The sequence below is a fragment of the Nitratireductor aestuarii genome (genome assembly GCF_014641695.1).
GTDB lineage: Bacteria > Pseudomonadota > Alphaproteobacteria > Rhizobiales > Rhizobiaceae > Chelativorans > Chelativorans aestuarii.
Genome location: NZ_BMIF01000004.1, coordinates 284,347 through 306,695, shown reverse-complemented (window position 1 = coordinate 306,695; position 22,349 = coordinate 284,347). Strand labels below are relative to the sequence as shown.

Genomic DNA, 22,349 nt, shown 5'->3' with positions numbered 1-22,349 from the left:
GTCATCAGCCGGCTTACTCAAAAGCGATCCCATGCAGATGATTGAGGAGCAACTTTGCTCGCTGGGATCGAAATTATTATCTCGTCATAAAAACAACTGCGAATATCCAGTCTTTTAATGCGTGTGTTGTTTCGTTTGTGACAGTGCATCTGTCTAACACGTTTAGTGTTCAAAGTGGCGTAAATCTATCAGGTAATTATCGTAAATATTATAGATACGCTACGTATTGGTGACCGTTACTCTGTGTTGTTTGGGCTTCTAGCCGCGAGATGGATTTTGCATTTGACGCGTAAAATTTAGGGTTCCTTTGGATCGATCACAGTCACTGGCTGGTCATCTTTCGGTCCAGCAGGCGCGGCTAAAGGTTGGGTGGTCAGATCCATGGCCACCGCGACAGTTGGTGGGACCCGGGTGCGCATTCCATACTCGCAGTCGGAACGGTGAGGTTTTAGCTTCAGCCCCCAAGTGGGATGAAATGGAACATTTATCTGACTTAAAAGTTTCTAGTTGCAAATGAGTTGCAACTGCATCATAAATTTTGAGAGGAATAAATTGAAGGTTTCCGCATGAGGCGTTTGAACAGGCGAACTGTTTTAGCGGGGATGACCGGGCTGGTTGTTGCTGTACCAATGCGTGTTTCTGCAGCCGACCCGTTGCAGGTGGTCGCAACCACCAGCATGATCACCGACGCTGCACGGGTCGTCGGTGGTGAGTTGGTGCGTGTTACCGGGCTGATGGGTCCGGGCGTCGATCCGCATAGCTACCGCCAGACCAGGTCGGATATTCTGGCGATGGTCCGTTCCGATCTGACACTTCACCACGGGCTCTACCTGGAAGCCCAGATGGAAGAATTCCTCGACAAGCTCACTGAGCAGCGCCGGGTCGTGGCGGTCACCAGAGACATACCCCGGGACAAGCTCATCGCCCACGACGAATACAAGAACCAGTTCGACCCTCACATCTGGATGGATCCACGCCTATGGGTGCACGTGGTGAACTCGGTGCGGGATGCGCTGATCGAGGCTTTGCCGGAAGAAAAGGCCAGGTTCACGGACGCTGCAGCCAACTACATCAAGGAACTGGACGAGCTTCATGCCTACGCGACGACGGTCCTCTCCTCGGTACCGCAGACCACGCGCATCCTGGTAACGTCGCACGACGCGTTCAACTATTTCGGCCGCGCCTATGACTACGAAGTCATGGGGGTACAGGGCATTTCTACGCAGAGCGAGGCCGGGCTGACCCACGTCGGTGAGCTGGTCTCGACCCTCGTTCAGCGCAACATCCAGGCCGTTTTCGTCGAGTCCTCGGTATCGGACCGCAACACCCGCGCCCTGATCGAGGGAGCCGCATCGCGCAATCATGAGGTTCGCATCGGCGGCCACCTGTTCTCGGATGCCATGGGGCCGGACGGCACCTACGAGGGCACCTATCTCGGCATGATCGACCACAACGTCACAACCATCGCGCGAGCTCTTGGTGGTGATGCGCCGGAACGCGGCATGCGTGGTGAGCTCACGATTGGCATGTGAATTTTGAAGAACCCAATGGGATCTCAGCGGGATCCTGAGGAGAAGCAGGAATGGAGCAACGGGCTCTCGAACACGGGTATGGGGTTGAGGAGCGACTGCAGTCCGGCGAATGTGCGCTGGAGGTGTCAGGACTTACCGTAACCTACGGGGAAAAGCCGGCGCTTGTGGGCGTTGCTGCCCAGATTCCGTCCGGGTCCATGACCGCCATCATCGGGCCGAACGGTGCGGGCAAGTCCACGCTCCTGAAGGCTGCGCTGGGCGTCGTCCCAAAGAGTTCCGGAACGGTCCGGGTCTTCGGAGAAGCACTGTCCCGGCAGATGCACCGCCTGGCTTATGTTCCGCAGCGCGCTTCCGTCGACTGGGATTTCCCGACCCGCGTCATCGACGTGGTGCTGATGGGCATGTATCGCGAACTCGGCCTTCTCCGCCCCGTCCGGCGGTGGCACCGGGAAAAGGCGCTTGCCTGCCTGCAGCGTGTTGATATGGCTGATTTCGCCAGCCGGCAGATCGGCCAGCTTTCCGGCGGTCAGCAACAGCGCGTTTTCCTTGCAAGAGCGCTTGCCCAGTCGGCCGACCTCTACCTGCTTGATGAGCCTTTTGCCGGGGTAGACGCAGCCACGGAGCGCGCCATCATCGATGTGCTGAAGTCGCTGCAGGCGGAGCGTCGGACAGTCGTCTGTGTTCACCATGACTTGACGACCGTGCCAGACTACTTCGACCGTGTCCTGTTCATCAATGTCCGCAAGGTCGCGGAAGGGTCAATTGCGACCACCTTCACCGCCGAGAACCTGCAGAAGACCTATGGCGGCAGGCTCGCGACCACTCACATCGACCAGCTACGGACGGCGGTGTGAGCATGTGGAATGCCTTCCTTGAAGCTCTGCTTCTCAACGCGGGCTATAACGCTTCCCTCGTTGCGGTCGGTGCAGCCCTGCTTGGTGCTGCGGCGGGCAGCAGCGGCACATTTCTCTTCCTGCGCAAGCGGTCGCTCGTCAGCGACGCGCTGGCTCACTCGACGCTCCCCGGCATCTGCCTGGCCTTCATGCTGATGGTCGCCTTCGGCGGATCCGGCCGCAGCCTCATCGGCCTGCTACTCGGTTCCGCCTTTTCCGCCGGTCTTGGCGCTCTGGTGGTGCACTGGCTCTCAAGCCGTACACGCCTTCCGGAAGATGCAGCGATCGGAGTCGTGCTTTCCACCTTCTTCGGCTTCGGCGTGGTGCTGCTGACCATCATCCAGACCATGCGCAGCGGCTATCAGGCCGGCTTGGAAGGCTTTCTGCTCGGATCAACAGCAGGGATGCTCTACGAGGATGCACTCCTCATCGCCGTCGGCGGTGCTTTGGCGGTGCTCTTCATCATCCTGTTTCGCCGCCCCCTCACGCTCGCATCATTCAATCCGGAATTTGCCGCTACAATCGGGGTGAGGGTGCGGACAACCGACATCGCCATGATGCTGCTTGCCATGGCGGTCACGGTGATTGGCCTGAAGGTGGTAGGCCTCGTGCTGATTGTGGCTCTGCTGGTCATTCCGCCCGTCTCCGCCCGCTTCTGGACTGACCGCGTCGAGATCGTCGCGCTCCTGGCGGGCGCTTTCGGCGCGCTGGCCGGGTATCTTGGCGCTGCTTTGTCTGCCTCGGCTCCCAGCATGCCGACGGGCCCGATCATCGTGCTGGTCGGGACATCAATCTTCATTGTGTCTTTCCTGTTCGCCCCGCGCCGCGGGCTGCTTGCCGGCCTATTGCGCCGCCGTCAGGCAGTCGAAGCGCTCAAGGCCGAACAGTTCATCTCGTCGCGATAGGAGGGCGCCATGGGTCCAGAGTTCGTCCAGCTCAGCCTGACACCGCTGCTCATCGCAATCTTTGCAGCCGTCGCCTGTGCCCTGCCTGGAAATTTCCTCATCCTGCGAAGGCAGGCGCTGGTAGGAGATGCCATCAGCCACGTTGTGCTGCCCGGCATCGTCGTCGCCTTCATTCTCACCGGAACTGTCTCTACCGGACCAATTTTCCTCGGTGCAGCTGCCGCCGCGATCGCTGCTGCAATTCTCATCGAGATCGTCAAGCGGGCCGGCAACGTGGAACCGGGTGCGGCCATGGGCGTGGTCTTCTCCAGCCTCTTTGCCGCCGGTGTCCTGCTTCTCGAGCAGAGCGACACGAGCGGTGTGCACCTGGACGTCGAACACGCCCTCTACGGCAACCTGGAAAGCCTCATCTGGCTTGCCGCCGATGGCTGGCACTCCCTTCTCGACCCGGAAGCCCTCGCCGACCTTCCACCTGAACTCTTCCGCATGATGGGTGTGGCGCTCGCCATTGCTATCCTGACGGCCATCTTCTGGCGGCCCCTGAAGATCTCCACCTTCGATGAAGGGTTTGCCCGTACCGTCGGTATTCCTGCGGCTATCGTCAGTTTCGCGCTTGTCATCGTCTCTGCCATGGCTGCTGTTGCAGCCTTTGATGCGGTGGGCTCGATCATCGTGATCGCCATGCTGATCTGTCCACCCGCGGCCGCCCGCCTCATGACCAACAGGCTCGAAATCCAGATCCTCTGGAGTATCCTGTTTGCCGTTGTTTCGGCTGTTGTCGGCTATGTTCTCGGCGGCTATGGCCCGCTATGGCTCGGATCCGAATATTCGGTGAGCGCAGCCGGCATGATCGCCACGATCTCCGGGCTTATTCTTGCCCTCACATGCTTCGTCGGACCTTACAGGAAACGCATTGGCGAGCCCATGGCTTCCTGACGTTGGCAAGGCGATCAGCAGGGATGTTTATGCTGCATGAGCATGCCTGACGGGGGTGAATTATTGTCGCCATAAACTATCCACAGGATTTACGTAGTCGATTTCAAGTACTTGCGCTTTTCTGTCCTCCTACCAAGGTAAATCAGAGATAAACCGCTGCCCGTTTAGGTTGTAATCGCACAACTTTTGCGTTAATCCTAAACCTGTCAGAAGGGACGGGGTTTAGGGTTCAATCTCAGAGTTCGTATTATCGCTTTGGCCATGGTGACACCTGGGCGGGTCTTTGATTGACCCAGATGGCGCCTGCAGCAGTGGACCATCCGTTGACGCAATAAAACCGGCCAACCTGATAGGAGATGACAGCCGCAAGTAGGAGTTTTGCGGCCACGATCCCTCATGCCTCAAGTGAAGTAGCAGTTCTACGTGTGAAGACATGGAGCGGGTTTGCTTGCGAGCAGCCCAGACACTGTAAACAAGAGGTGCACGATAATGAGCTCACAAAAGCAGGAAGGTCTTTCGTTTGCCACGCTCCGCGCTGCGGAGGCTGTCATCGAAACCAAGAGCCTCACAGGGGCCGCTCTAAAACTCGGCATTAGCCAGCCGGCTATCAGCATGCATCTGGGCCGTCTTGAGAGGACAATCGGTACGTCCCTGATCAAGAAGGTCGGGAACAAGATCATCGTGAAGGAAGAAATTTCCCGGTTGATCCGGCAGATGCTCGACCTGGAACGGCGCCTGAAGACGGTTGGCTACGAGAAGAACATCTCCAAGCTCAAGGTCGGTATCTGTACCTACTGTGCACCGCTGCTTCTGGAGCGTGCCGGAGCCTTGGGCAAGCTCAAGGAAACGCTGACCTGGCGCATCGCGGATTCCCGCCGCCTGGAGGAAATGTACGAACAGGGTGAGCTGGACGCCACTTTCCGGGCGCTCTACCCGTCCGAGATGGCGCCGGACCTTTCAACCGAGTTCCAGATGCGCTGGATCGGTGAGAAGCATCTGCTGGATTTCACCAAGCACGACGGGCACGGCATCGAGGTGGTCCTGCCGCCGCCACATTCACCGCTGGGAGCGGTCGCACGTGAATGGCTGCGCCGACACGAGATCGTTTACGACGTAGTCGGCGAGGTGGACGACATCATGACAGCCATCCGGCTCGTCAGCAGTGGTATCGCGCTCTCGCCCCTGCCGGCGTACGTCCAGGACAATGCGTCCATGGAACTGAATGGATGCACGCAAGTCATGCCGGGGCAGGTGGAAGCCCGCTACGGCATGTTCTTCGACGAACGCCGCTTTAACCTCCGCGCTGCATTGGACATTTTCGAGCTCTTGCAGGGGGAGATCAACAGATTGCCCCCGCATGTGGAAGTGAATAGCGGCAGAGCTTTGGCCCATCAGTAATCAACTCGGGCTGAACTTGCATCCGGACCTCACCTGCCTCGGCGGGTGAGGGCGGACACCAGCAGGGTGACGTCTGCTGCCTACCGCTCGACGGGTTTGCCTGACGACTGGCGTACGTGAAGTTCCGGCTTGATCAATTCATGAGTTGGGGCAACTTCCGCACCGTTCAGACGGTCCAGCAGAACACGCGCCGCGCGGCGCCCCACCTCGCGCTGCCCGTTCCACACCGTGGTGAGTGCTGGTGTAGCGATCGCGGCTTCTTCGAGGTCGTCATATCCAGTGACGGAAATGTCCCGTCCAGGAACCAGGCCCGCACGTGCGATACCATTCATGAGGCCGATGGCGACCAGGTCACTCCAGCAGACGGCCGCTGTCGGCTTATCCTTCGCGGCAAGGAATGCCCCGGCAATCTCGAACCCGGCCTGTTTCGTACGGGGTCCCGGAAAGCGCCATTCGGGCTTCACTTCCAGGCCGGCATTCTGCATGGCCGCCACATATCCGCGATAGCGGTCGCGGCCGGTAGACGTGTGGTCGGTACCGCCGATCATCGCGATCCGGCTATGGCCCAGCGAGATCAGGTGATTGGTGGCGAGGCTGATGCCATAGGCGTCGTCACCGCGGAAGACGGGCACATTCGCGCCGTCGACGTCACGCGCGATAAGCACGGTGGGCAGGCCATTTTCCTCGGCCATGCGGACATCTTCCGCCGGTGTTCCGATAGCGGGGCTCATGATGATGCCGTCCGCGCCCAGCTGCAGCAGCGTATCGATGAAGGTGCGTTGCTTCTCGAGCTGGTCGTAATGGTTGGAAAGCAGAAACGTCTGGCGGGAGCGGTCAAGCTCGCCCTCGATCGAGCGCAGGATCTCAGCATAAAACGGGTTCATGATGTCGTGCACCACGACACCGATGATGCCCGAGCGAGACGTTCTCAGACTAGCGGCACGCCGGTTGTAGATGTAACCGATATTGCGCGCATATTCCTTTATGCGCTGCCTGGTATTGTCGGCAACAAGAGGACTGTCACGAAGCGCCAGCGAGACAGTTGCGGTTGAGACTCCCAGCGCATCAGCAATAGTCGATAGCTTGATTTTCTGCGCCAGAACGCCCCTCCTGCCGGGAAACCGGTCCGCCTTTAAAGTGTTTAAAAGCGCATAACCCAGTGAGGCGTTTAACGTCAAAGCTTTTTTGCGGCGCAACCCGAATACGTTCGCCGGTACTCGTTGGTGCCTTAAGCGGAGCGGCTGTTTTGCACGGGTGAACTGTCATGCACGTTTCCGTGCTTCTCGGACCCCTTTTCCTGCTCTGCTGCAAGATTTTCCGCGATCTGCTCCAGGATTCGCTTCAGCGTCTTCAGATCTTCCTTTTCGATGCCCTCCAGCGCGCGTTCCTCGATCTTCTTCAGCGAGTTTTCGATCTGGCGGATCGCTTCTTCACCCAGAGGCGTGAGATAAATGTGGGTTCGCCGGGCATCTTGGTCGGACGAGCGCTTTTCGAGAAAACCCTGCGCGGCCAGTCGGTTGATCGTCTTCGTGATGGTCGGAGGCTTGACGCGCAGCTTTTGCGCCAGAGCACCGGGCGTCTGCCCGTTCTCCTGAGCGAGTGCCAGAATGATCTTGTCCTGACCAGCATAAAGTCCCTGCTCGAACAGGCGCTTCGCCGACACCGTCCTGGTCAGGCGGGCTACGGATTGAAGCGTCGTCAGGATGAGCCCTCGAGTCTTCGCCATCAATGTTCCTTTTTCCGTGGAACGCGTTGCGCTATTACATCGGAAGGTATGGCGGCACTTTGTTTCGGCAACCTCTTGCCATTAACGAATTTTATATTACGCGCATTGCCGGCAAACTAAAATGGGAGATGACGCTGGATACCGAAGAAACCATAGCAATTCTCCCGCTGGGCGCGACCGAGCAGCATGGTCCGCATTTGCCCTTTGAGACGGATTGGCTGATCGCGGAAGAGGTCGCGCGCCGTGCGCAGGCTGAGGCTCAAGACCTGCCGCTCACTGTTCTGCCGGTGGAAAAGGTCGGCTATTCGATCGAACATTCAGACCATGCCGGCACGCAGACGCTCGGCTACGCGGAAGCTGTCGAGCGCTGGATCGGGATCGGTGCGCTGCTTGCGGCAAGAGGCTTTCGCAAGCTCGTGCTGCTGAACGCCCATGGCGGGAACTCGCCGCTCATGACGATCGTCACGACGGAATTGCGCGTCCGCTGCAACATGCTCGCAATTGCTACCAGCTGGACGAGATACGGCTATCCCTCCGATCTGGTCTCGGACGAGGAGCGTGCGCTTGGCATCCACGGCGGCTTCATCGAAACTTCGGTCATGCTGGCGATACGTCCGGATCTGGTGCGGATGGACAAGGCCCGCGATTTCGCTTCCGAGCAGGCGAGGTTCCGCTCAGACTACAAGCATCTGCGCGCCTATGGTCCCCACGCGTTCGGCTGGATGATGCGCGACCTCTCGGCCGACGGAGTAACGGGCAATGCCGCTGCGGCAAATGCGGAAGCGGGCGAGTGCATCCTTGAGCATTCGGTGAAAGGCTTCGTCGAGCTCTTGAACGATGTGCACCGCTTCGACCCCGACACTCTCCGAGCCAGCTAGCGCCTTGCTAATCTTCTTTTATCGTGAAAGTCGATATTTGAGGTGATGCATCCAGGTAGCGAAGGTCCTATATGGTGGCAGCGGAGTAGTTCCGTTGCCCTCTCGCAGCTGGAATTGCGCAACAAACAACAATCTCGCCTCCTTGAAAGGCGAAGAAGCTAAGGATTGGAATAGATGTCCGATCAGACCCAGGCCACGAAGGCTCAGATCCCGGTCACGGTTCTCACTGGTTTTCTCGGTGCAGGAAAGACGACCCTCCTCAATCGCATCCTGTCGGAGGATCATGGCAAGCGCTATGCCGTGATCGTCAACGAATTCGGTGAAATCGGCATCGACAACGACCTGATCGTTGAGTCCGATGAAGAAATTTACGAGATGAACAACGGCTGCGTCTGCTGCACCGTGCGTGGCGATCTCGTGCGCGTTCTGGAAGGTCTGATGCGCCGCCCCGGCCGCTTCGATGCCATCATCGTCGAGACCACCGGTCTTGCCGATCCGGCGCCCGTTGCTCAGACCTTCTTCATGGATGAAGACGTTCGCGACAAGACCGCACTCGATGCTGTCGTTGCCCTCGTGGACGCCAAGCACCTGCCGCTTCGCCTGAAGGATTCTGACGAAGCCCAGAACCAGATTGCCTTCGCCGACGTGATCGTGCTCAACAAGGTGGATCTGGTTAGCGCCGAGGAGCTGGCGGATGTGGAGCGTGTCATCAAGACGCTCAATCCCATCGCAACGGTCATCAAGGCAGAGCGTGCGAATGTGCCGCTCGACCGGATCCTGGACCAGGGTGCTTTCGACCTGAACCGCGTGCTGGCGAACGATCCGCATTTCCTGGAGGCGGAGGATCATGACCATCACCATGATCACGTCCATGATGAACATTGCGGCTGCGGCCATGACCATCACCACCACCACGATCACGATCACCACCATCACCACCACAATCACATCGAAGAGCTGGGCGTAAAGTCGGTGTCGCTGCGCGGCGGTGAGATGGATCCTGCCCGTTTCATGCAGTGGATCCACCGTGTCACCCAGACCGAGGGACCCAACATTCTTCGTCTCAAGGGCATCATTGCGTTCAAGGACGATCCGCAGCGCTATGTGGTGCAGGGCGTGCACATGATCATCGAGGGCAACCATCAGCGCGACTGGAAGGACGGCGAAAAGCGTGAGAGCCGCCTCGTCTTCATCGGCCGAGAGCTGAAGGAAGACCTGCTGCGCCAGGAATTCGAAGTTTGCCAGGCCTGATATGCCAACAGTAGCACCTCTTGATTTGTCGGCGCACTGCATCGGCGCGTACTGGTTGAATGATATTCCGCATTTCGCACTGGCCGATGGCGCCGTCCATCGGCTGGACGAAACCGGCCATCAGACTGTCGAACTTCACGACGGTCTGTTGTCGGCTGCGAAGGCGGGTGACACTCTGCTGACGGGTGGCGAGGACGGGAAGGTTTGCGCCCTGAAGTCGGATGGTTCGTCCGAGGTTCTGGCCCAGATCGGCCGCAAGTGGATTTCCAGCGTTGCGGCGGGGCCGCAGGGCATCGTCGGCTTCGCCAGTGGCCGGATAGCCTATGTCCGCTTTGCTGACGGTCGCATCAAGGAAATTCAGCATCCGCGCACCGTTGAAGGCATCGACTTCGCACCCAAGGGCGTGCGTCTCGGCGTTGCCCGCTACAATGGCGCAACGCTCCATTTCCCTGCGACGGAAGGCAAGCCGACCGAGCTGGAATGGGAAGGCCCGCACATCGGGATCACCTTCTCACCGGATGGCAAGTATCTCGTGACCTCGATGCAGGAAAATGCCCTGCATGGCTGGCGGCTGCAGGACACACGCCACATGCAGATGGCCGGCTATCCGGCCAAGGTCAAAAGCATGTCGTGGAGCGTGAAGAGCCGTTGGCTCGCTACCTCCGGCGCTCCGGCAGCAATCGTCTGGCCGTTCCACTACAAGGATGGTCCGATGGGCAAGGCTCCGCTGGAGCTTGGTACACGGGGCACCATCCTGGTCACAACGGTCGCCTGCCACCCAAAGGAAGAAGTCGTGGCGATTGGCTATGCCGACGGCATGATCCTTGCCGCACGCTTTGAGGACAGCAAGGAAGTCGTCCTCCGACGCGCTGGCCGCTCGGCCATCACAGCCCTTGCCTGGGACGATGCTGGCCGCCGCCTTGCCTTTGGCAGCGAAGACGGTGCCTGCGGCATCGTCGATATCGCCGGCTGATCAACTGAAGCACCCTCATCCTGAGCTTGTCGAAGGACGAGGGGTCCAGTCTGCACTGTTTTCAACCGCCACGTGGTTCGACAAGCTCACCATGAGGCGGTTGGAAGCTGCAAAGCCCGCGGATCACGCCGGCTTTACGGGTCTGCCAGCAACGTAGGTCTCTACCACGTTGCGGTCATCACCCATGGTCTGGAGGATGAACAGCTCTTCCGCCAGTGATCGCGCCTTCTCCATGCGAAGCCGCATGGGGGAGGTGGCGCTGGCGTCGAGCACCACCAGATCGGCATCCTTTCCGACTTCCAACGCACCGATGCGGTGGCCGAGCGAGAGTGCCTCGGCGTTGCCACGGGTGATTTGCCAGTAGGAGAGCAGCGGCGGAATCTTCTCGCCCTGCAGCGTGATCACCTTGTAGCCCTCATCCATCGTCCGCAGCATGGAATAATTCGTGCCGCCGCCGACATCCGTCGCGGCCGCGATACGCAGGCTCTTCTCCCGCCGCTTATAGCCGAAATAGTTGAACAGCCCCGATCCGAGGAACAGGTTCGAGGTCGGGCAGAACACAGCGACAGCCCCCGCCTCCGACAACGCGTCCGCCTCACGCTCTTGCAGATGAACGCAGTGGCCGAACAGGCTCTTGGGCCCGACCAGCCCGTAGCGGGCGTAGATGTCCGTGTAGTCCTTCGCCTCCGGAAAGAGCGAGCAGGCGAACTCGATCTCCGCCTTGTTCTCCGAAAGATGCGTCTGGATGTGAAGGTGAGGGTACTCGGCGGCAAGCGCCTGCGCCGCCGCCATCTGTTCGGGCGTCGAGGTAATCGCGAAGCGCGGGCTGATAGCATAATGGAGGCGGCTCTTGCCATGCCACCGCTCGATCAGCGCCTTCGTCTCGTCGTAGCCGCTCTGGGCCGTGTCGCGCAGTCCATCCGGCGCGTTGCGGTCCATCATCACCTTGCCGGCGACGATGCACATGTTGCGCCGCTCAGCCTCGGCAAATAGCGCCTCGGCCGACTGGGGATGAACGCTGCAATAGGCCGCGACGGTGGTCGTCCCGTGCCGGGTGAGCTCATCCAGGAAACAGGCTGCAATGCGCTCGGCATGCGCCACATTGGAAAACTCGGTCTCGGCAGGGAAGGTATAGGTGTTGAGCCAGTCCAGCAGTTCGGCGCCAAAACTGCCGATCACCTGCATCTGTGGCAGGTGGGCATGGGCGTCGATGAAGCCGGGCATCACCAGATGCGGACGGTGATCGACCACACGGATATCCGCGCCGACCCTGGCAGAGACCTCGGAATAGGAGCCAACCGCCTGGATAACGCCATCTTCGATCAGCAGCGCGCCATCTTCCTCGTAGCGATAGGAGGCGTGGTCGTCCGGTGCCTGGGGTTCTGCCAGAAACGTCAGGAGACGCGCGCGAATAAGGAGTGGCATGGCTATCGCTGCCTTTCGTTTCACTGGACGGCGGATGACTGGAGGGAGGGTTTCACGAGGTCTGTTGGGCGTCAACTGAAAGAGGGCGACGGGCTAGCGGGACTCTTCAAACCAGGTGACGAGCAGGCGGCGCTCTTCCTCGGTGATGCCCGAGACGTTGCCGGGTGGCATCGCATGGCTGCGGCCGGCCTGCAGGTAGATCTCGCGCGCATGGGCGGCGATGTCATTGTCGCTGTCAAACTTCACATTCTTCGGCGCAATGTGAATGCCGTCATACGCCGTTTCCGATGCATGGCACATGCTGCAGCGGCCCATGACCGTGTCCCGCACGGCAGGGAAATGCACCGAGGCGATGAACCTCTCCTCGGCGCTGGAAATCTTGCGTTCTCCGGTCAGCACCTGGGGAACGCTCGAAAGCCACATGATGATGACGAACAGCACGGCTGCCGCGCCCCACGTCCAGTGCGGGTTGCCCTTTCGCGCATGCACCGTGTTGAAGTAGTGGCGGATCAGCACGCCGATCAGGAACACGAGCGATGCAATGACCCAGTTGAACTCCGTGGCGAACGCCAGCGGATAGTGGTTCGACAGCATCAGGAAGATGACGGGCAGCGTCAGGTAGTTGTTGTGCAGAGAACGCTGCTTGGCCTGTGCGCCCAGATGCGCGGCAGGCGTCCGCCCTGCCTTCAGATCGGCCACGACGATCTTCTGATTGGGGATTATGATCAGGAAGACGTTGGCGGACATGATCGTCGCGGTGAACGCGCCGAGATGGATGAAAGCCGCCCTGCCGGTGAAGAGCTGCGTATAGCCCCACGCCATCACGACGAGGATCACATAGAGGATCAGCATCAGGCCGGTCGTGCTCTTGCCGAGCGGCGACTTGCAGAGCTGGTCATAGAGGATCCAGCCGAGTCCCAGCGAGCCGAGCGAGATCAGGATTGCGACATTGGAGGAAACGTCGAGCACATTGCGGTCGACCAGATAGAGGTCAGCGCCGGCGTAATAGACCACGGCGAGCATCGCAAAACCGGTCATCCACGTGGTGTAGGCTTCCCACTTGAACCAGGTCAGGTGCTCGGGCAGCCGCTCCGGGGCCACCAGATATTTTTGGATATGGTAGAAGCCCCCTCCATGGACCTGCCACTCTTCACCATATGCGCCTTTCGGCAAACCAGGCCGCTGCACCAGTCCCAGATCCAGCGCGATGAAGTAGAAGGAAGAGCCGATCCACGCAATCGCTGTCACCACATGCAGCCAGCGTACTGCGAAGGAAAGCCACTCCCACATAAGGGCAAAATCGTCCATGCATGTCCCCGTGTCATTTTTCGCGTGAGCTTACTGCGTTCTTTCCAAAGGAAAAGAGATGGAAAGCACCATGACTTTCAAAAAAATATGTAAAATCACTTTATGAATCTGCTGGGGACGGAATAGCAATTGGCTTACCTCGATAATATCCAGGTTTTCGTGAGAGTGGTGGAGCTGGGAAACCTCTCGTCTGCCGGGCGGGCTCTGCGCATTTCGCCCGCTGTTGCCTCCAATCGCGTCAAGGAGCTGGAGAAGCATCTCGGCGCGCGGTTGCTTAACCGTACGACCCGTCAGCTGACACCAACGGAGCAGGGCAGGGTCTTCTACGAGGGCGCCAAGAAGATTCTCGAGGCTGTGAGCGAGGCGGAAGCGGCCGTTGCCGCCGTTTCCGGCAAGCCGCGTGGTACGATCCATGTGACGGCGCCGCTGGGGCTTGGCAAACGCTTGATTGCGAGCGGCATCCCGGATTTCCATGCGCGCTACCCGGAAATAGAGGTGCGGCTCCGCCTCTCCGACCGTGATGTGGACATCATGCGTGAAAGCATCGACGTCGCATTCAGGCTGGGTGTGCTCGAAGATTCAAGCCTGCGCATGCGCGGGATCATGGATTGCGAGCGTGTGCTCGCGGCCTCGCCCGCCTATCTCGCGCGCCGTGGCGAACCAAAGCATCCGGAGGAGCTGGTCACCGACAACCACGACTGCCTGCTGCTGCGTTTCCCCGGCGCACGCGAATATTTCTGGATGCTGAAGACGGAAGATGGCCCGCGCAAATTCGAGGTTCGCGGCCCCTTCGACACGGATGATGGTGACGTCATCACCTCATGGGCGCTGGCGGGCCATGGGATCATCAACAAGCCGCGTTTCGAGGTTGAACCTTACCTGCGCAATGGCAGCCTGAAGATTGTCCTTCCTGAGAACCCACCCATGCCGGTGAAGCTTGCTGCGGTCTATCCGCACCGCAACCTGCAGGACCCCAAACTCCGGCTGCTGGTCGACTTCATGTCCGAACGCTGCCAGCGGATCATCGGTGAAATTCTCGACGGCAAACGCTGAAGCTACTCAGCAGCCAGCAGCACCGCGCGGACGATCTCAGCAGCCGCCAGCGCGGCGATAACCTCAGGCCGCTTGTCGGGAACGCTGTGACCGCCAATGGGCGAAACGAGGCGGGCGAAATCTTCCTCCGTGCCACCCTCCCGCAGCAGCCAGTTGTGGAACGTTGCCTTCTTGGTCTTGGAACCGATCATGCCCACATATGCCGCGTCTTTGCGGGCCAGTGCTTCCCTCGTGATAAGGAAATCGAGCGCATGATCATGTGTGAGGATCACGAAGGCCGAGGCGGGCGGCGCCTCCCGCACGAGCACTTCCGGCATTGCTATCGGCACGGGCTGCACGTCAGGAGGGATCTCTTCCAGCGAGTCAGGCCGGGTATCGACCAGAAAGACGCGGAAGGGCAGGTGGCTAAGGGCAGCCGCCAGCGCCTTGCCCACATGACCGGCGCCGAACAGATAGATATGAGGACGTCGCTGGTGTGCTTCCTTCACCCGCTCAGTGAGGATGGCGCGTTCATGCTGATCGGCTAGCCGAATGTCCAGCGCAACGCGGCCGCCGCAGCACTGACCGATTTCCGGACCCAAGGGTACGGAAATCGTGCCGCGCCTGAGATTGCTGTCGATCAGTTCCCGCGCCTTGGCGATGGCAAGGAACTCGAGCTGTCCGCCTCCGATGGTGCCAAGCGTAGACTTGGGCGTAACGAGCATCCATGCGCCGGTTTCGCGCGGTGTGGAGCCCTTGGCTTCGGTCACTTCAACCACCGCGATGTGCGGGAATTCTTTCAGAAATTCGGTAAACTTGCGCATGAATGATGTCATTTGGTAGTCCCCCCCGGTCTACCGTTAACCCACTACTCCTTTACATCATAAATTCTTGGCTGTCTTGAGCCGTTCAACTGCCATCAGCACGCGCTCAGGCGTTGCAGGCGCGTCGAGTCGCGGGCAGACCTTGTAGTCGGCCACACTCGCTACCGCATCGGAGATCGCGTGCAGCACCGAGACGCCATGGACGAAGGGCGGCTCGCCCACGGCCTTGGAGCGGTGGATTGCCGGCTCGACGTTTTCGGACCAATCGGCCAGCTTCACGTTAAAGATCTTCGGCCGGTCGGATGCGAGCGGGATCTTGTAGGTCGAAGGCGCGTGTGTCCGCAGCCGGCCCTTGTTGTCCCAGACCAGTTCTTCGGTCGTGAGCCATCCCATGCCCTGGATGAAACCGCCCTCGATCTGGCCCCTGTCGAGCGCCGGATTGATGGAACGGCCCACATCATGCAGGATGTCCACGCGCTCGACCACGTATTCGCCGGTGAGCGTATCGATCGACACTTCGCTGCAGGCAGCGCCGTAGGCAAAGTAGTAGAACGGGCGGCCCTGACCCTTGTCGCGATCCCAATGGATCTTCGGCGTCTTGTAGAAGCCAGCCGCCGAAAGCTGGATGCGAGCCATATAGGCTTCGCGGATCAGGTCTGCGAAGGGGATCTCCTGATTGCCGATCCTCACCCGGTTGGGCAGGAAAACGACCTGATCCTTCGGCACGCCATGCTTGTCGGCGGCGAAATCGATCAGCCTGTCCTTGATCTGGCGGGCTGCATTCTGCGCAGCCATGCCGTTCAGGTCCGAGCCGGAGGAGGCAGCCGTTGCCGACGTATTCGGCACCTTGCCGGTCGTGGTGGCGGTGATCTTCACCTGCTCCAGGTCGATCTGGAATTCCTCGGCGACAACCTGCGCCACCTTGAGGTTGAGCCCCTGGCCCATCTCCGTGCCGCCGTGGTTCAGGTGCACCGAGCCGTCCGTATAGACATGGACCAGCGCGCCCGCCTGGTTGAAGTGCGTGGCAGTGAACGAAATGCCGAACTTCACGGGCGTGAGCGCAATGCCGCGCTTGACGATCCGGCTCGACGCATTGAAGCGCGCGATCTCCTCGCGCCGCGCCTTGTAACCGGCTTCGACTTCGAGCTCAGCCACCAGTCGGTCGATGATATTGTCCTCCACCGTCTGGTGGTAGGGCGTCACGTTGCGGTCGGACGTGCCATAGAAGTTGCGCTTGCGGATTTCGAGCGGGTCCTTGCCCAAGGCATAGGCCACTTCCTCGATCACGCGCTCGGCACCCACGATACCCTGCGGGCCGCCGAACCCACGGAACGCCGTATTTGACACCGTATTGGTGTAGAGCGGCTTCGAGACAGCATGGACTGCGGGGTAGAAATAAGTGTTGTCGCAGTGGAACAGCGCGCGGTCCGTCACGGCACCCGAAAGGTCGGCAGCATAACCGCAGCGGGCGGCGTAGCTGAAATCGACGCCAAGGATATTGCCGTCGTCATCGAAGCCGACCTCATAATCGATGAGGAAGTCGTGCCGCTTGCCGGTCGCGGTCATGTCGTCGTCGCGATCCGGCCGGATCTTGACCGCACGGTTGAGCTTCTTGGCAGCGATGGCGGCGATGGCAGCAAACAGGTTCGCTTGCGTTTCCTTGCCGCCGAAGCCACCGCCCATGCGCCGCACTTCGATGGTAACGGCATGCGAAGGCACACCAAGGGCATGCGCCACCATGTGCTGCACCTCGCTCGGGTGCTGCGTGGAGGAATAGACCGTCACGTCCATGTCCTCGCCCGGGATGGCAAAACCAATCTGGCCCTCGAGGTAGAAGTGATCCTGACCGCCAAGGTTCATTTGCCCCTTGATCCGGTGCGGAGCCGAGGCGATCGCCTGCTGTGCATCACCGCGCGTAAGCTTCAGCGGCTTGGTGACGAGGCGCGGGTTTGTCAGATCCACCTGACCGGGTTCGATCAGGGCGGGGAGTTCTTCGTACTCGATCTTGGCCTTGTGACAGGCGCGCCGCGCCTGTTCGCGCGTCTCCGCAACCACGGCGAATATCGGCTGGCCCAGAAACTGCACGTAGTCTTCCGGCAGGACTGGCTCGTCATTGAGGCCAGTCGGGCTGAGGTCGTTCACACCGGGAACATCGCGCGCGGTCAGAACCGCCACGACGCCGGGGGCCTTCTCGACCTCCGAAAGGTCCATCGACAGGATCTTGCCATGCGCCACGGTCGACAGGCCGAGATAGGCGTGCAGCGTGCCCGCAGGTTCGGCCATGTCATCGATATAGATGGCTTCGCCAGTCACATGCTTGTGCGCGGAATCGTGGACTTGACCTTCGCCAACTCCGCCTCTGATCTTTGCTGCGGTAGTGTCCGGAACAAGGTGCTTCGTCATCATGCGGCCTCGTAACGCGACACAGTTAGGCTTCCGGCTGGCTTAGTCGTAGCGAGGTGGAAGCGGCGCAGGAGATTTCTAGCCGACAGCATGCGATAAGCAGACGACGCCCGCATGTCGCTGATCGGCTTGAAGTCCGCCTCGTAGAAGTGCAAGGCAGTCTCGATGGTTTCTGCATTCCACGGCTTGCCAGTGAGCGCGGCCTCGACCGCGGCGGCACGCTTTGGCGTTGCCGCCATGCCGCCATAGGCGATGCGGATCGTCTCAACTGTACCGTCTGCCGCCAGCTTCAGCAAAAACGCGCCGAGCACGGAGGTAATGTCTTCCTCGCGGCGCTTGGAGATCTTCCAGGCGGCAAACTGCGTACCCTGTTCCGGCAGCGGAATATGAATGGCCTCAACAAACTCGCCCGGCTGGCGGTCCTGCTTGCCATAGGCAATGAAGAATTGCTCCAACGGGATCGTGCGGCGGGCAGCGCCCTTGCGCAGCGTCACACTGGCGTTGAGCGCGATCAGCGGCGGTGGCGTATCGCCGATGGGCGAGCCATTGGCAACGTTGCCGCCGATGGTGCCCATGTTGCGCACCTGCTCGCCGCCGATCCGATGGATGAGCTTCCCGAACGCTGGGACGTGCTCGGCCAGAACCGCCTGCGCGTCCGAATAACTGACCAGCGCTCCAAGCGTGATACCGCGCTCATCGACGGTGATGCCGCGCAGCTCATCGATCCCGCCGATGAACACGACGGGTGTGATCTTGCGCATGAACTTGGTAACCCAAAGCCCCACGTCTGTGGAGCCCGCAACGACGTTGGCGGAAGGCTCCGTTTCAAGCACGGCAGCCAGATCGTCAGCGCTTGCGGGGATGATGAACCGCTCCTCGCCGCTGCCAACTTCCACCCTGCGCCCGTCCTTGATGGCTTTCAGCTCTGCGACGACCTTCGCGCGCTCCTGTGCCAGCGGATCGTTTTCGGGCGTTCCATAGCTGGAGATCGCCTGCGCAGCCTTGATGATCGGTTCGTAGCCCGTGCACCGGCAGAGATTGCCCTGGATCGCCGTTTCAATCGCCTGCACTGAGGGCTGAGGCCTCTGCATCCAGAGCCCATAGAGCGCCATGACGAAACCCGGCGTGCAGAACCCACACTGCGAACCGTGGAAATCCACCATCGCCTGCTGCACCGGATGCAGGCTGCCGTCGGGCCGCTTCAGATGCTCGATCGTCACGACATGGCAGCCGTCGAGCGAACCGAGGAAGCGGATGCAGCTGTTCACAGTCTCATACTTGACCGTATCGCCCTCAAGCCGGCCAACGAGCACCGTGCAGGCACCGCAGTCACCCTCGGCGCAGCCTTCCTTGGTTCCGGTAAGGCGGCGGTCAAGGCGGATGAAATCCAGCAGCGTCTGGTCGGGGCGGATGCTGTTGAGCGCGATCTGGCGATCGTTCAGCAGGAACCGGAGCTCTGTCCGGATCGTCAACGCAGAGGGCTCAGTCATGGGATCAGCTTCCTCTGTAGGTGGAATAGCCGTAGGGTGAGACGAGCAGCGGGACGTGATAATGCGCCTGCTCGGCCATCCCGAACCGGATAGGAACGAGGTTCAGGAACGATGGTTCCGGCAGGTCGGTGCCCTGCTGCTTGAGATAGCCGCCCACCTCGAACACCAGCTCATATTCTCCAGTCTGGAAGGCGTCGCCCTCAAGCAATGGCGAATCGCAACGCCCGTCGGCATTGGTCGTGACCTTCTTGATGAGCTGCAGTGTCTCGCCCTCGATCCTGTAGAGGGTGATCGCCAATCCGGCGGCAGGGCAACCCTTGGCGGTATCCAGGACGTGCGTCGTAAGGCGGCCGTGCTTTGTGTTACTCAACGTACTATTCCTCCAAATGCGGCCTATTGATTGTGCGGTAATTCGCCGGCAACGATAAGGGCTCTTTCTGCGGAAGGCCCCAAAAAGACTTTCAAAAATTTCAGTAGGAATAAGGCTACAATCCTTCCGCTATTTTTGAAAGAGAAACGATAATGGACGGGAACATGGAACAGCCGAGACGCTACATCCGGAACATGCGTGGTTATGGTGCAAACCCACCGAAGGCCAACTGGCCGGGTGGTGCGCACGTGGCCGTGCAGTTTGTCATCAACTACGAGGAAGGTGGCGAGAACTGCATTCTCCACGGGGATGCCGCGTCGGAAGGCTTCCTGTCGGAAATCGTGGGTGCAGCCCCGTGGGAGGGCATGCGCCACTGGAACATGGAGTCGATCTACGAATACGGCGCCCGCGCCGGTTTCTGGCGTCTCCACCGCATGTTCACCGAAGCGGAGGTCCCGGTAACCGTCTATGCCGTGGCAAGCGCGCTGGCCCGTTCGCCCGATCAGCTCGCCGCGATGCAGGAAGCAGGCTGGGAAATCGCCAGCCATGGTCTGCGCTGGATCGACTACCGCGTCCATAATGAGGAAGACGAGCGCCGCGACCTGCAGGAAGCGATCCGCCTTCATACCGAAGTTGTCGGCGAGCCGCCCAAGGGCCTCTATCTTGGCCGCACCTCCGTCAATTCGGTCAAGCTCGCCATCGAGGCAGGCTGCTTCGACTGGATCTCCGATACGTATGATGATGATCTGCCCTACTGGATCGATCACGACGGTCACGGCAACCCGACCCGTTCGCAGTTGGTGATCCCTTACACGCTCGACGCGAATGACATGCGCTTTGCCACGGCGCAGGGCTTCAACTCCGGCGACCAGTTCTATGCCTATCTGAAGGACGCCTTCGATACCCTTTATGAGGAAGGCAAGCGCGGCCGTCCGGCGATGATGAACATTGGTCTCCACTGCCGCCTGATCGGCCGTCCGGGTCGCGCCGCAGCCCTCAAGCGCTTCATCGAATACGTGAAGAGCCACGACAAGGTCTGGCTGCCCCGCCGCATGGACATTGCCCGCCACTGGATGGAGCAGCACCCCTATCAGGCGCCCGCACAGGTCCCGAGCCGCATGTCTAAGGAAGAGTTCGTTGAGCGTTTCGGAGGCATCTTCGAGCATTCGCCGTGGATTGCCGAACGTGCCTACGATTTCGAGCTGGGCTTCGCCCACGATAGCGCTGGTGGCCTACACAATGCCCTGGCCCGGGCCTTCCGCTCGGCCTCGGAGGATGAGCGTTTGGGTGTGCTCAAGGCCCACCCGGATCTCGCCGGCAAGCTCGCAGCCGCCCGCCGCCTGACGCCGGAATCGGCCAATGAGCAGGCATCCGCTGGCCTCGACGCGCTGACCGACGAGGAACGCGCCACCTTCACCGACCTCAACACCCGCTATGTGGAGAAGTTCGGCTTCCCCTTCATCATTGCGGTGAAGGACAACACGAAGGAAAGCATCCTTGCGGCCTTCCGCAAGCGCATTGAGAACAGCCGCGACGAGGAATTTTCCACCGCCTGCAAGCAGGTTGAGCGCATCGCCTATCTCCGCCTGAAGGACATTTTGCCATCATGACCAGCTACTACGCGCCGAACGGCGGGCATCCGCCGCAGACCGAACTGATGACGGGTAGGGCGGTCTTCACCGAAGCCTATGCCGTCATCCCCAAGGGCGTGATGCGGGACATCGTGACCAGCAATCTTCCCCACTGGGAGAAGACCCGCGCCTGGATCATCGCGCGCCCGCTATCGGGATTTGCCGAGTCCTTCTCGCAATACATCATGGAAGTGCAGCCGGGCGGCGGCAGCGACCGCCCAGAGCCCGATAGCGGCGCTGAAGGCGTACTGTTCGTCGTTGAAGGCACGCTCACTGTCACCCTCGACGGCACTGCACATGTGCTCGAGGAGGGCGGCTACGCATTCCTTCCGCCGCAGAGCCGCTGGACTGCGCATAACGAGGGCTCCGCGCCCGTCCGCTTCCATTGGGTGCGCAAGGCCTATGAGCATGTGGACGGCATCGACGTACCGGAAGCCTTCTTCACCAACGAGAAGAACATCACGCCGAACCCGATGCCCGGCACCGAGGGCCGTTGGGCGACTTCGCGGTTCGTCGATCCTGATGACGTGCGATACGACATGCACGTCAACATCGTCACCTTCGAGCCGGGTGGGCTGATCCCTTTCGAGGAAACCCACATCATGGAGCATGGACTCTATGTTCTGGAAGGCAAGGCGGTCTACCGGCTCAACAAGGACTGGGTCGAGGTGGAGGCAGGGGACTTCATGTGGCTGCGCGCCTTCTGTCCGCAGGCCTGCTATGCGGGTGGTCCTGGACGCTTCCGCTATCTCCTCTATAAGGACGTCAACCGCCATCCGGCGCTGACACCCATCTGGAAAGCTGGCAAATGAACCTGATAGTCGCACAGCCTCTGACGCGCGAGGCATTCGCACCTTTCGGCGACGTGATTGATACCGAAGGAGCGGCGAGCTTCCTCATCAACAAGGGCAAGTGCGAGCGCTTCCATGACCTGGCCAAGGTAGAGGTCACGGGCGACAACGCACGGGTGCTGGTCAGCATCGTCCGCTCCCAGCCCTATCCAACTCCTGCCAAGCTGGAAATGGTGGAGCGTCACCCGTTTGGCAGCCAGGCTTTCGTGCCGCTATGCCCGATGCCGTTCCTCGTTGTCGTCTGCCCGGATGAGAACGGCCGCCCCGGCAAGCCCCATGCCTTCATCACGAAGGGAGGCCAGGGCGTGAACTACTTCCGCAATACCTGGCACGGGGTTCTGACGCCCATCGTCAAGGAGCAGGACTTCCTTGTGGTGGATCGTGGTGGCGACGGCACCAACCTCGAAGAATTTTACTTCGACACGCCGTTTGAGATCTCCTGATCAGGATCCCACATCCTTTGGCACAAACAAAAGGGGAGCAGGCGTGGCCTGCTCCCCTTTGTACTCCTTAACCGCAATAA

Annotated in this window: 20 protein-coding genes; 12 read left to right on the top strand and 8 right to left on the bottom strand. The window is 60.2% G+C overall.

The window, feature by feature from the left end:
• Positions 1-629 precede the first annotated feature (629 nt).
• The 5 genes from IEX27_RS09195 to IEX27_RS09175 all read left to right on the top strand — a co-directional run bounded on the left by IEX27_RS09195 (position 630) and on the right by IEX27_RS09175 (position 5,664).
• Positions 630-1,532, top strand: coding sequence for a metal ABC transporter solute-binding protein, Zn/Mn family (locus IEX27_RS09195; protein WP_244630301.1), 903 nt, complete (start codon positions 630-632; stop codon positions 1,530-1,532).
• A gap of 50 nt (positions 1,533-1,582) precedes the next feature.
• A complete protein-coding gene (locus IEX27_RS09190; RefSeq protein ID WP_188720732.1) occupies positions 1,583-2,386 on the top strand; it encodes a metal ABC transporter ATP-binding protein in 804 nt (267 codons plus the stop codon).
• A gap of 2 nt (positions 2,387-2,388) precedes the next feature.
• Positions 2,389-3,330, top strand: a complete 942-nt coding sequence (locus IEX27_RS09185) for a metal ABC transporter permease (RefSeq protein WP_188720790.1) — start codon at positions 2,389-2,391, stop codon at positions 3,328-3,330.
• A gap of 9 nt (positions 3,331-3,339) precedes the next feature.
• On the top strand, positions 3,340-4,266 hold the full coding sequence (locus IEX27_RS09180; RefSeq protein ID WP_188720731.1) for a metal ABC transporter permease: 927 nt from the start codon (positions 3,340-3,342) through the stop codon (positions 4,264-4,266).
• Positions 4,267-4,755: 489 nt separating this feature from the next.
• Positions 4,756-5,664 (top strand): LysR family transcriptional regulator, encoded by a 909-nt coding sequence (locus IEX27_RS09175; protein ID WP_188720730.1) that lies wholly within the window; start codon positions 4,756-4,758, stop codon positions 5,662-5,664.
• Positions 5,665-5,744: 80 nt separating this feature from the next.
• On the opposite strand, the gene IEX27_RS09170 is transcribed toward IEX27_RS09175, so the two are convergent.
• Together IEX27_RS09170 and IEX27_RS09165 are read right to left on the bottom strand one after the other, a co-directional pair.
• On the bottom strand, positions 5,745-6,764 hold the full coding sequence (locus IEX27_RS09170) for a LacI family DNA-binding transcriptional regulator (RefSeq protein ID WP_188720789.1): 1,020 nt from the start codon (positions 6,762-6,764) through the stop codon (positions 5,745-5,747).
• Positions 6,765-6,892: 128 nt separating this feature from the next.
• The gene (locus IEX27_RS09165) at positions 6,893-7,390 is read right to left on the bottom strand and encodes a MarR family winged helix-turn-helix transcriptional regulator (protein ID WP_188720729.1); all 498 of its coding nucleotides are present in this window, start codon (positions 7,388-7,390) and stop codon (positions 6,893-6,895) included.
• A gap of 128 nt (positions 7,391-7,518) precedes the next feature.
• Here IEX27_RS09165 and IEX27_RS09160 point away from each other — a divergent pair, with 128 nt between their 5' ends.
• The 3 genes from IEX27_RS09160 (at position 7,519) to IEX27_RS09150 (ending at position 10,492) form a co-directional block, all read left to right on the top strand.
• Positions 7,519-8,268 (top strand): creatininase family protein, encoded by a 750-nt coding sequence (locus tag IEX27_RS09160; RefSeq protein ID WP_188720728.1) that lies wholly within the window; start codon positions 7,519-7,521, stop codon positions 8,266-8,268.
• Between the two features lie 174 nt (positions 8,269-8,442).
• Positions 8,443-9,519, top strand: a complete 1,077-nt coding sequence (locus IEX27_RS09155) for a CobW family GTP-binding protein (RefSeq protein ID WP_188720727.1) — start codon at positions 8,443-8,445, stop codon at positions 9,517-9,519.
• A gap of 1 nt (position 9,520) precedes the next feature.
• Complete coding sequence (locus IEX27_RS09150) at positions 9,521-10,492, top strand: WD40 repeat domain-containing protein (protein ID WP_188720726.1); 972 nt, start codon at positions 9,521-9,523, stop codon at positions 10,490-10,492.
• Positions 10,493-10,615: 123 nt separating this feature from the next.
• Here IEX27_RS09150 and guaD read toward each other — a convergent pair whose 3' ends face one another.
• Entirely contained in the window at positions 10,616-11,917 is a 1,302-nt protein-coding gene (gene guaD / locus IEX27_RS09145) for a guanine deaminase (RefSeq protein ID WP_188720725.1), read from the bottom strand.
• Positions 11,918-12,010: 93 nt separating this feature from the next.
• On the bottom strand, positions 12,011-13,225 hold the full coding sequence (locus IEX27_RS09140; RefSeq protein ID WP_188720724.1) for a urate hydroxylase PuuD: 1,215 nt from the start codon (positions 13,223-13,225) through the stop codon (positions 12,011-12,013).
• A gap of 129 nt (positions 13,226-13,354) precedes the next feature.
• Between IEX27_RS09140 and IEX27_RS09135 the strand changes: the two genes are divergently transcribed.
• Positions 13,355-14,278: a LysR family transcriptional regulator gene (locus IEX27_RS09135; protein ID WP_188720723.1), complete on the top strand. Its 924-nt coding sequence runs from the start codon at positions 13,355-13,357 to the stop codon at positions 14,276-14,278.
• 2 nt (positions 14,279-14,280) lie between these two features.
• On the opposite strand, the gene xdhC is transcribed toward IEX27_RS09135, so the two are convergent.
• Genes xdhC through uraH form a run of 4 tightly spaced genes read right to left on the bottom strand, consistent with a single transcriptional unit; the run spans position 14,281 to position 19,344 of the window.
• Positions 14,281-15,093 carry a xanthine dehydrogenase accessory protein XdhC gene (gene xdhC, locus IEX27_RS09130; RefSeq protein WP_188720722.1) on the bottom strand — a complete coding sequence of 271 codons (813 nt, stop codon included), beginning with the start codon at positions 15,091-15,093 and terminating at the stop codon, positions 14,281-14,283.
• 45 nt (positions 15,094-15,138) lie between these two features.
• Positions 15,139-17,484, bottom strand: coding sequence for a xanthine dehydrogenase molybdopterin binding subunit (xdhB, locus tag IEX27_RS09125; RefSeq protein ID WP_188720721.1), 2,346 nt, complete (start codon positions 17,482-17,484; stop codon positions 15,139-15,141).
• The gene (xdhA, locus tag IEX27_RS09120; RefSeq protein WP_188720720.1) at positions 17,484-18,974 is read right to left on the bottom strand and encodes a xanthine dehydrogenase small subunit; all 1,491 of its coding nucleotides are present in this window, start codon (positions 18,972-18,974) and stop codon (positions 17,484-17,486) included. The genes xdhB and xdhA overlap by 1 nt, the downstream gene beginning before the upstream one ends.
• Before the next feature lie 4 nt (positions 18,975-18,978).
• Positions 18,979-19,344: a hydroxyisourate hydrolase gene (gene uraH / locus IEX27_RS09115; protein ID WP_188720719.1), complete on the bottom strand. Its 366-nt coding sequence runs from the start codon at positions 19,342-19,344 to the stop codon at positions 18,979-18,981.
• A gap of 164 nt (positions 19,345-19,508) precedes the next feature.
• On the opposite strand from uraH, the gene puuE reads away from it, so the two are divergent.
• From puuE to IEX27_RS09100, 3 genes are read left to right on the top strand one after another with little or no spacing between them, the layout of a single operon-like run.
• Entirely contained in the window at positions 19,509-20,954 is a 1,446-nt protein-coding gene (gene puuE / locus IEX27_RS09110; RefSeq protein WP_244630300.1) for an allantoinase PuuE, read from the top strand.
• A complete protein-coding gene (locus IEX27_RS09105) occupies positions 20,951-21,787 on the top strand; it encodes a bifunctional allantoicase/(S)-ureidoglycine aminohydrolase (protein ID WP_188720718.1) in 837 nt (278 codons plus the stop codon). The genes puuE and IEX27_RS09105 overlap by 4 nt, the downstream gene beginning before the upstream one ends.
• Positions 21,784-22,269 carry an ureidoglycolate lyase gene (locus IEX27_RS09100; protein WP_188720717.1) on the top strand — a complete coding sequence of 162 codons (486 nt, stop codon included), beginning with the start codon at positions 21,784-21,786 and terminating at the stop codon, positions 22,267-22,269. Before IEX27_RS09105 ends, IEX27_RS09100 begins: the two co-directional genes overlap by 4 nt.
• Positions 22,270-22,349 lie beyond the last annotated feature (80 nt).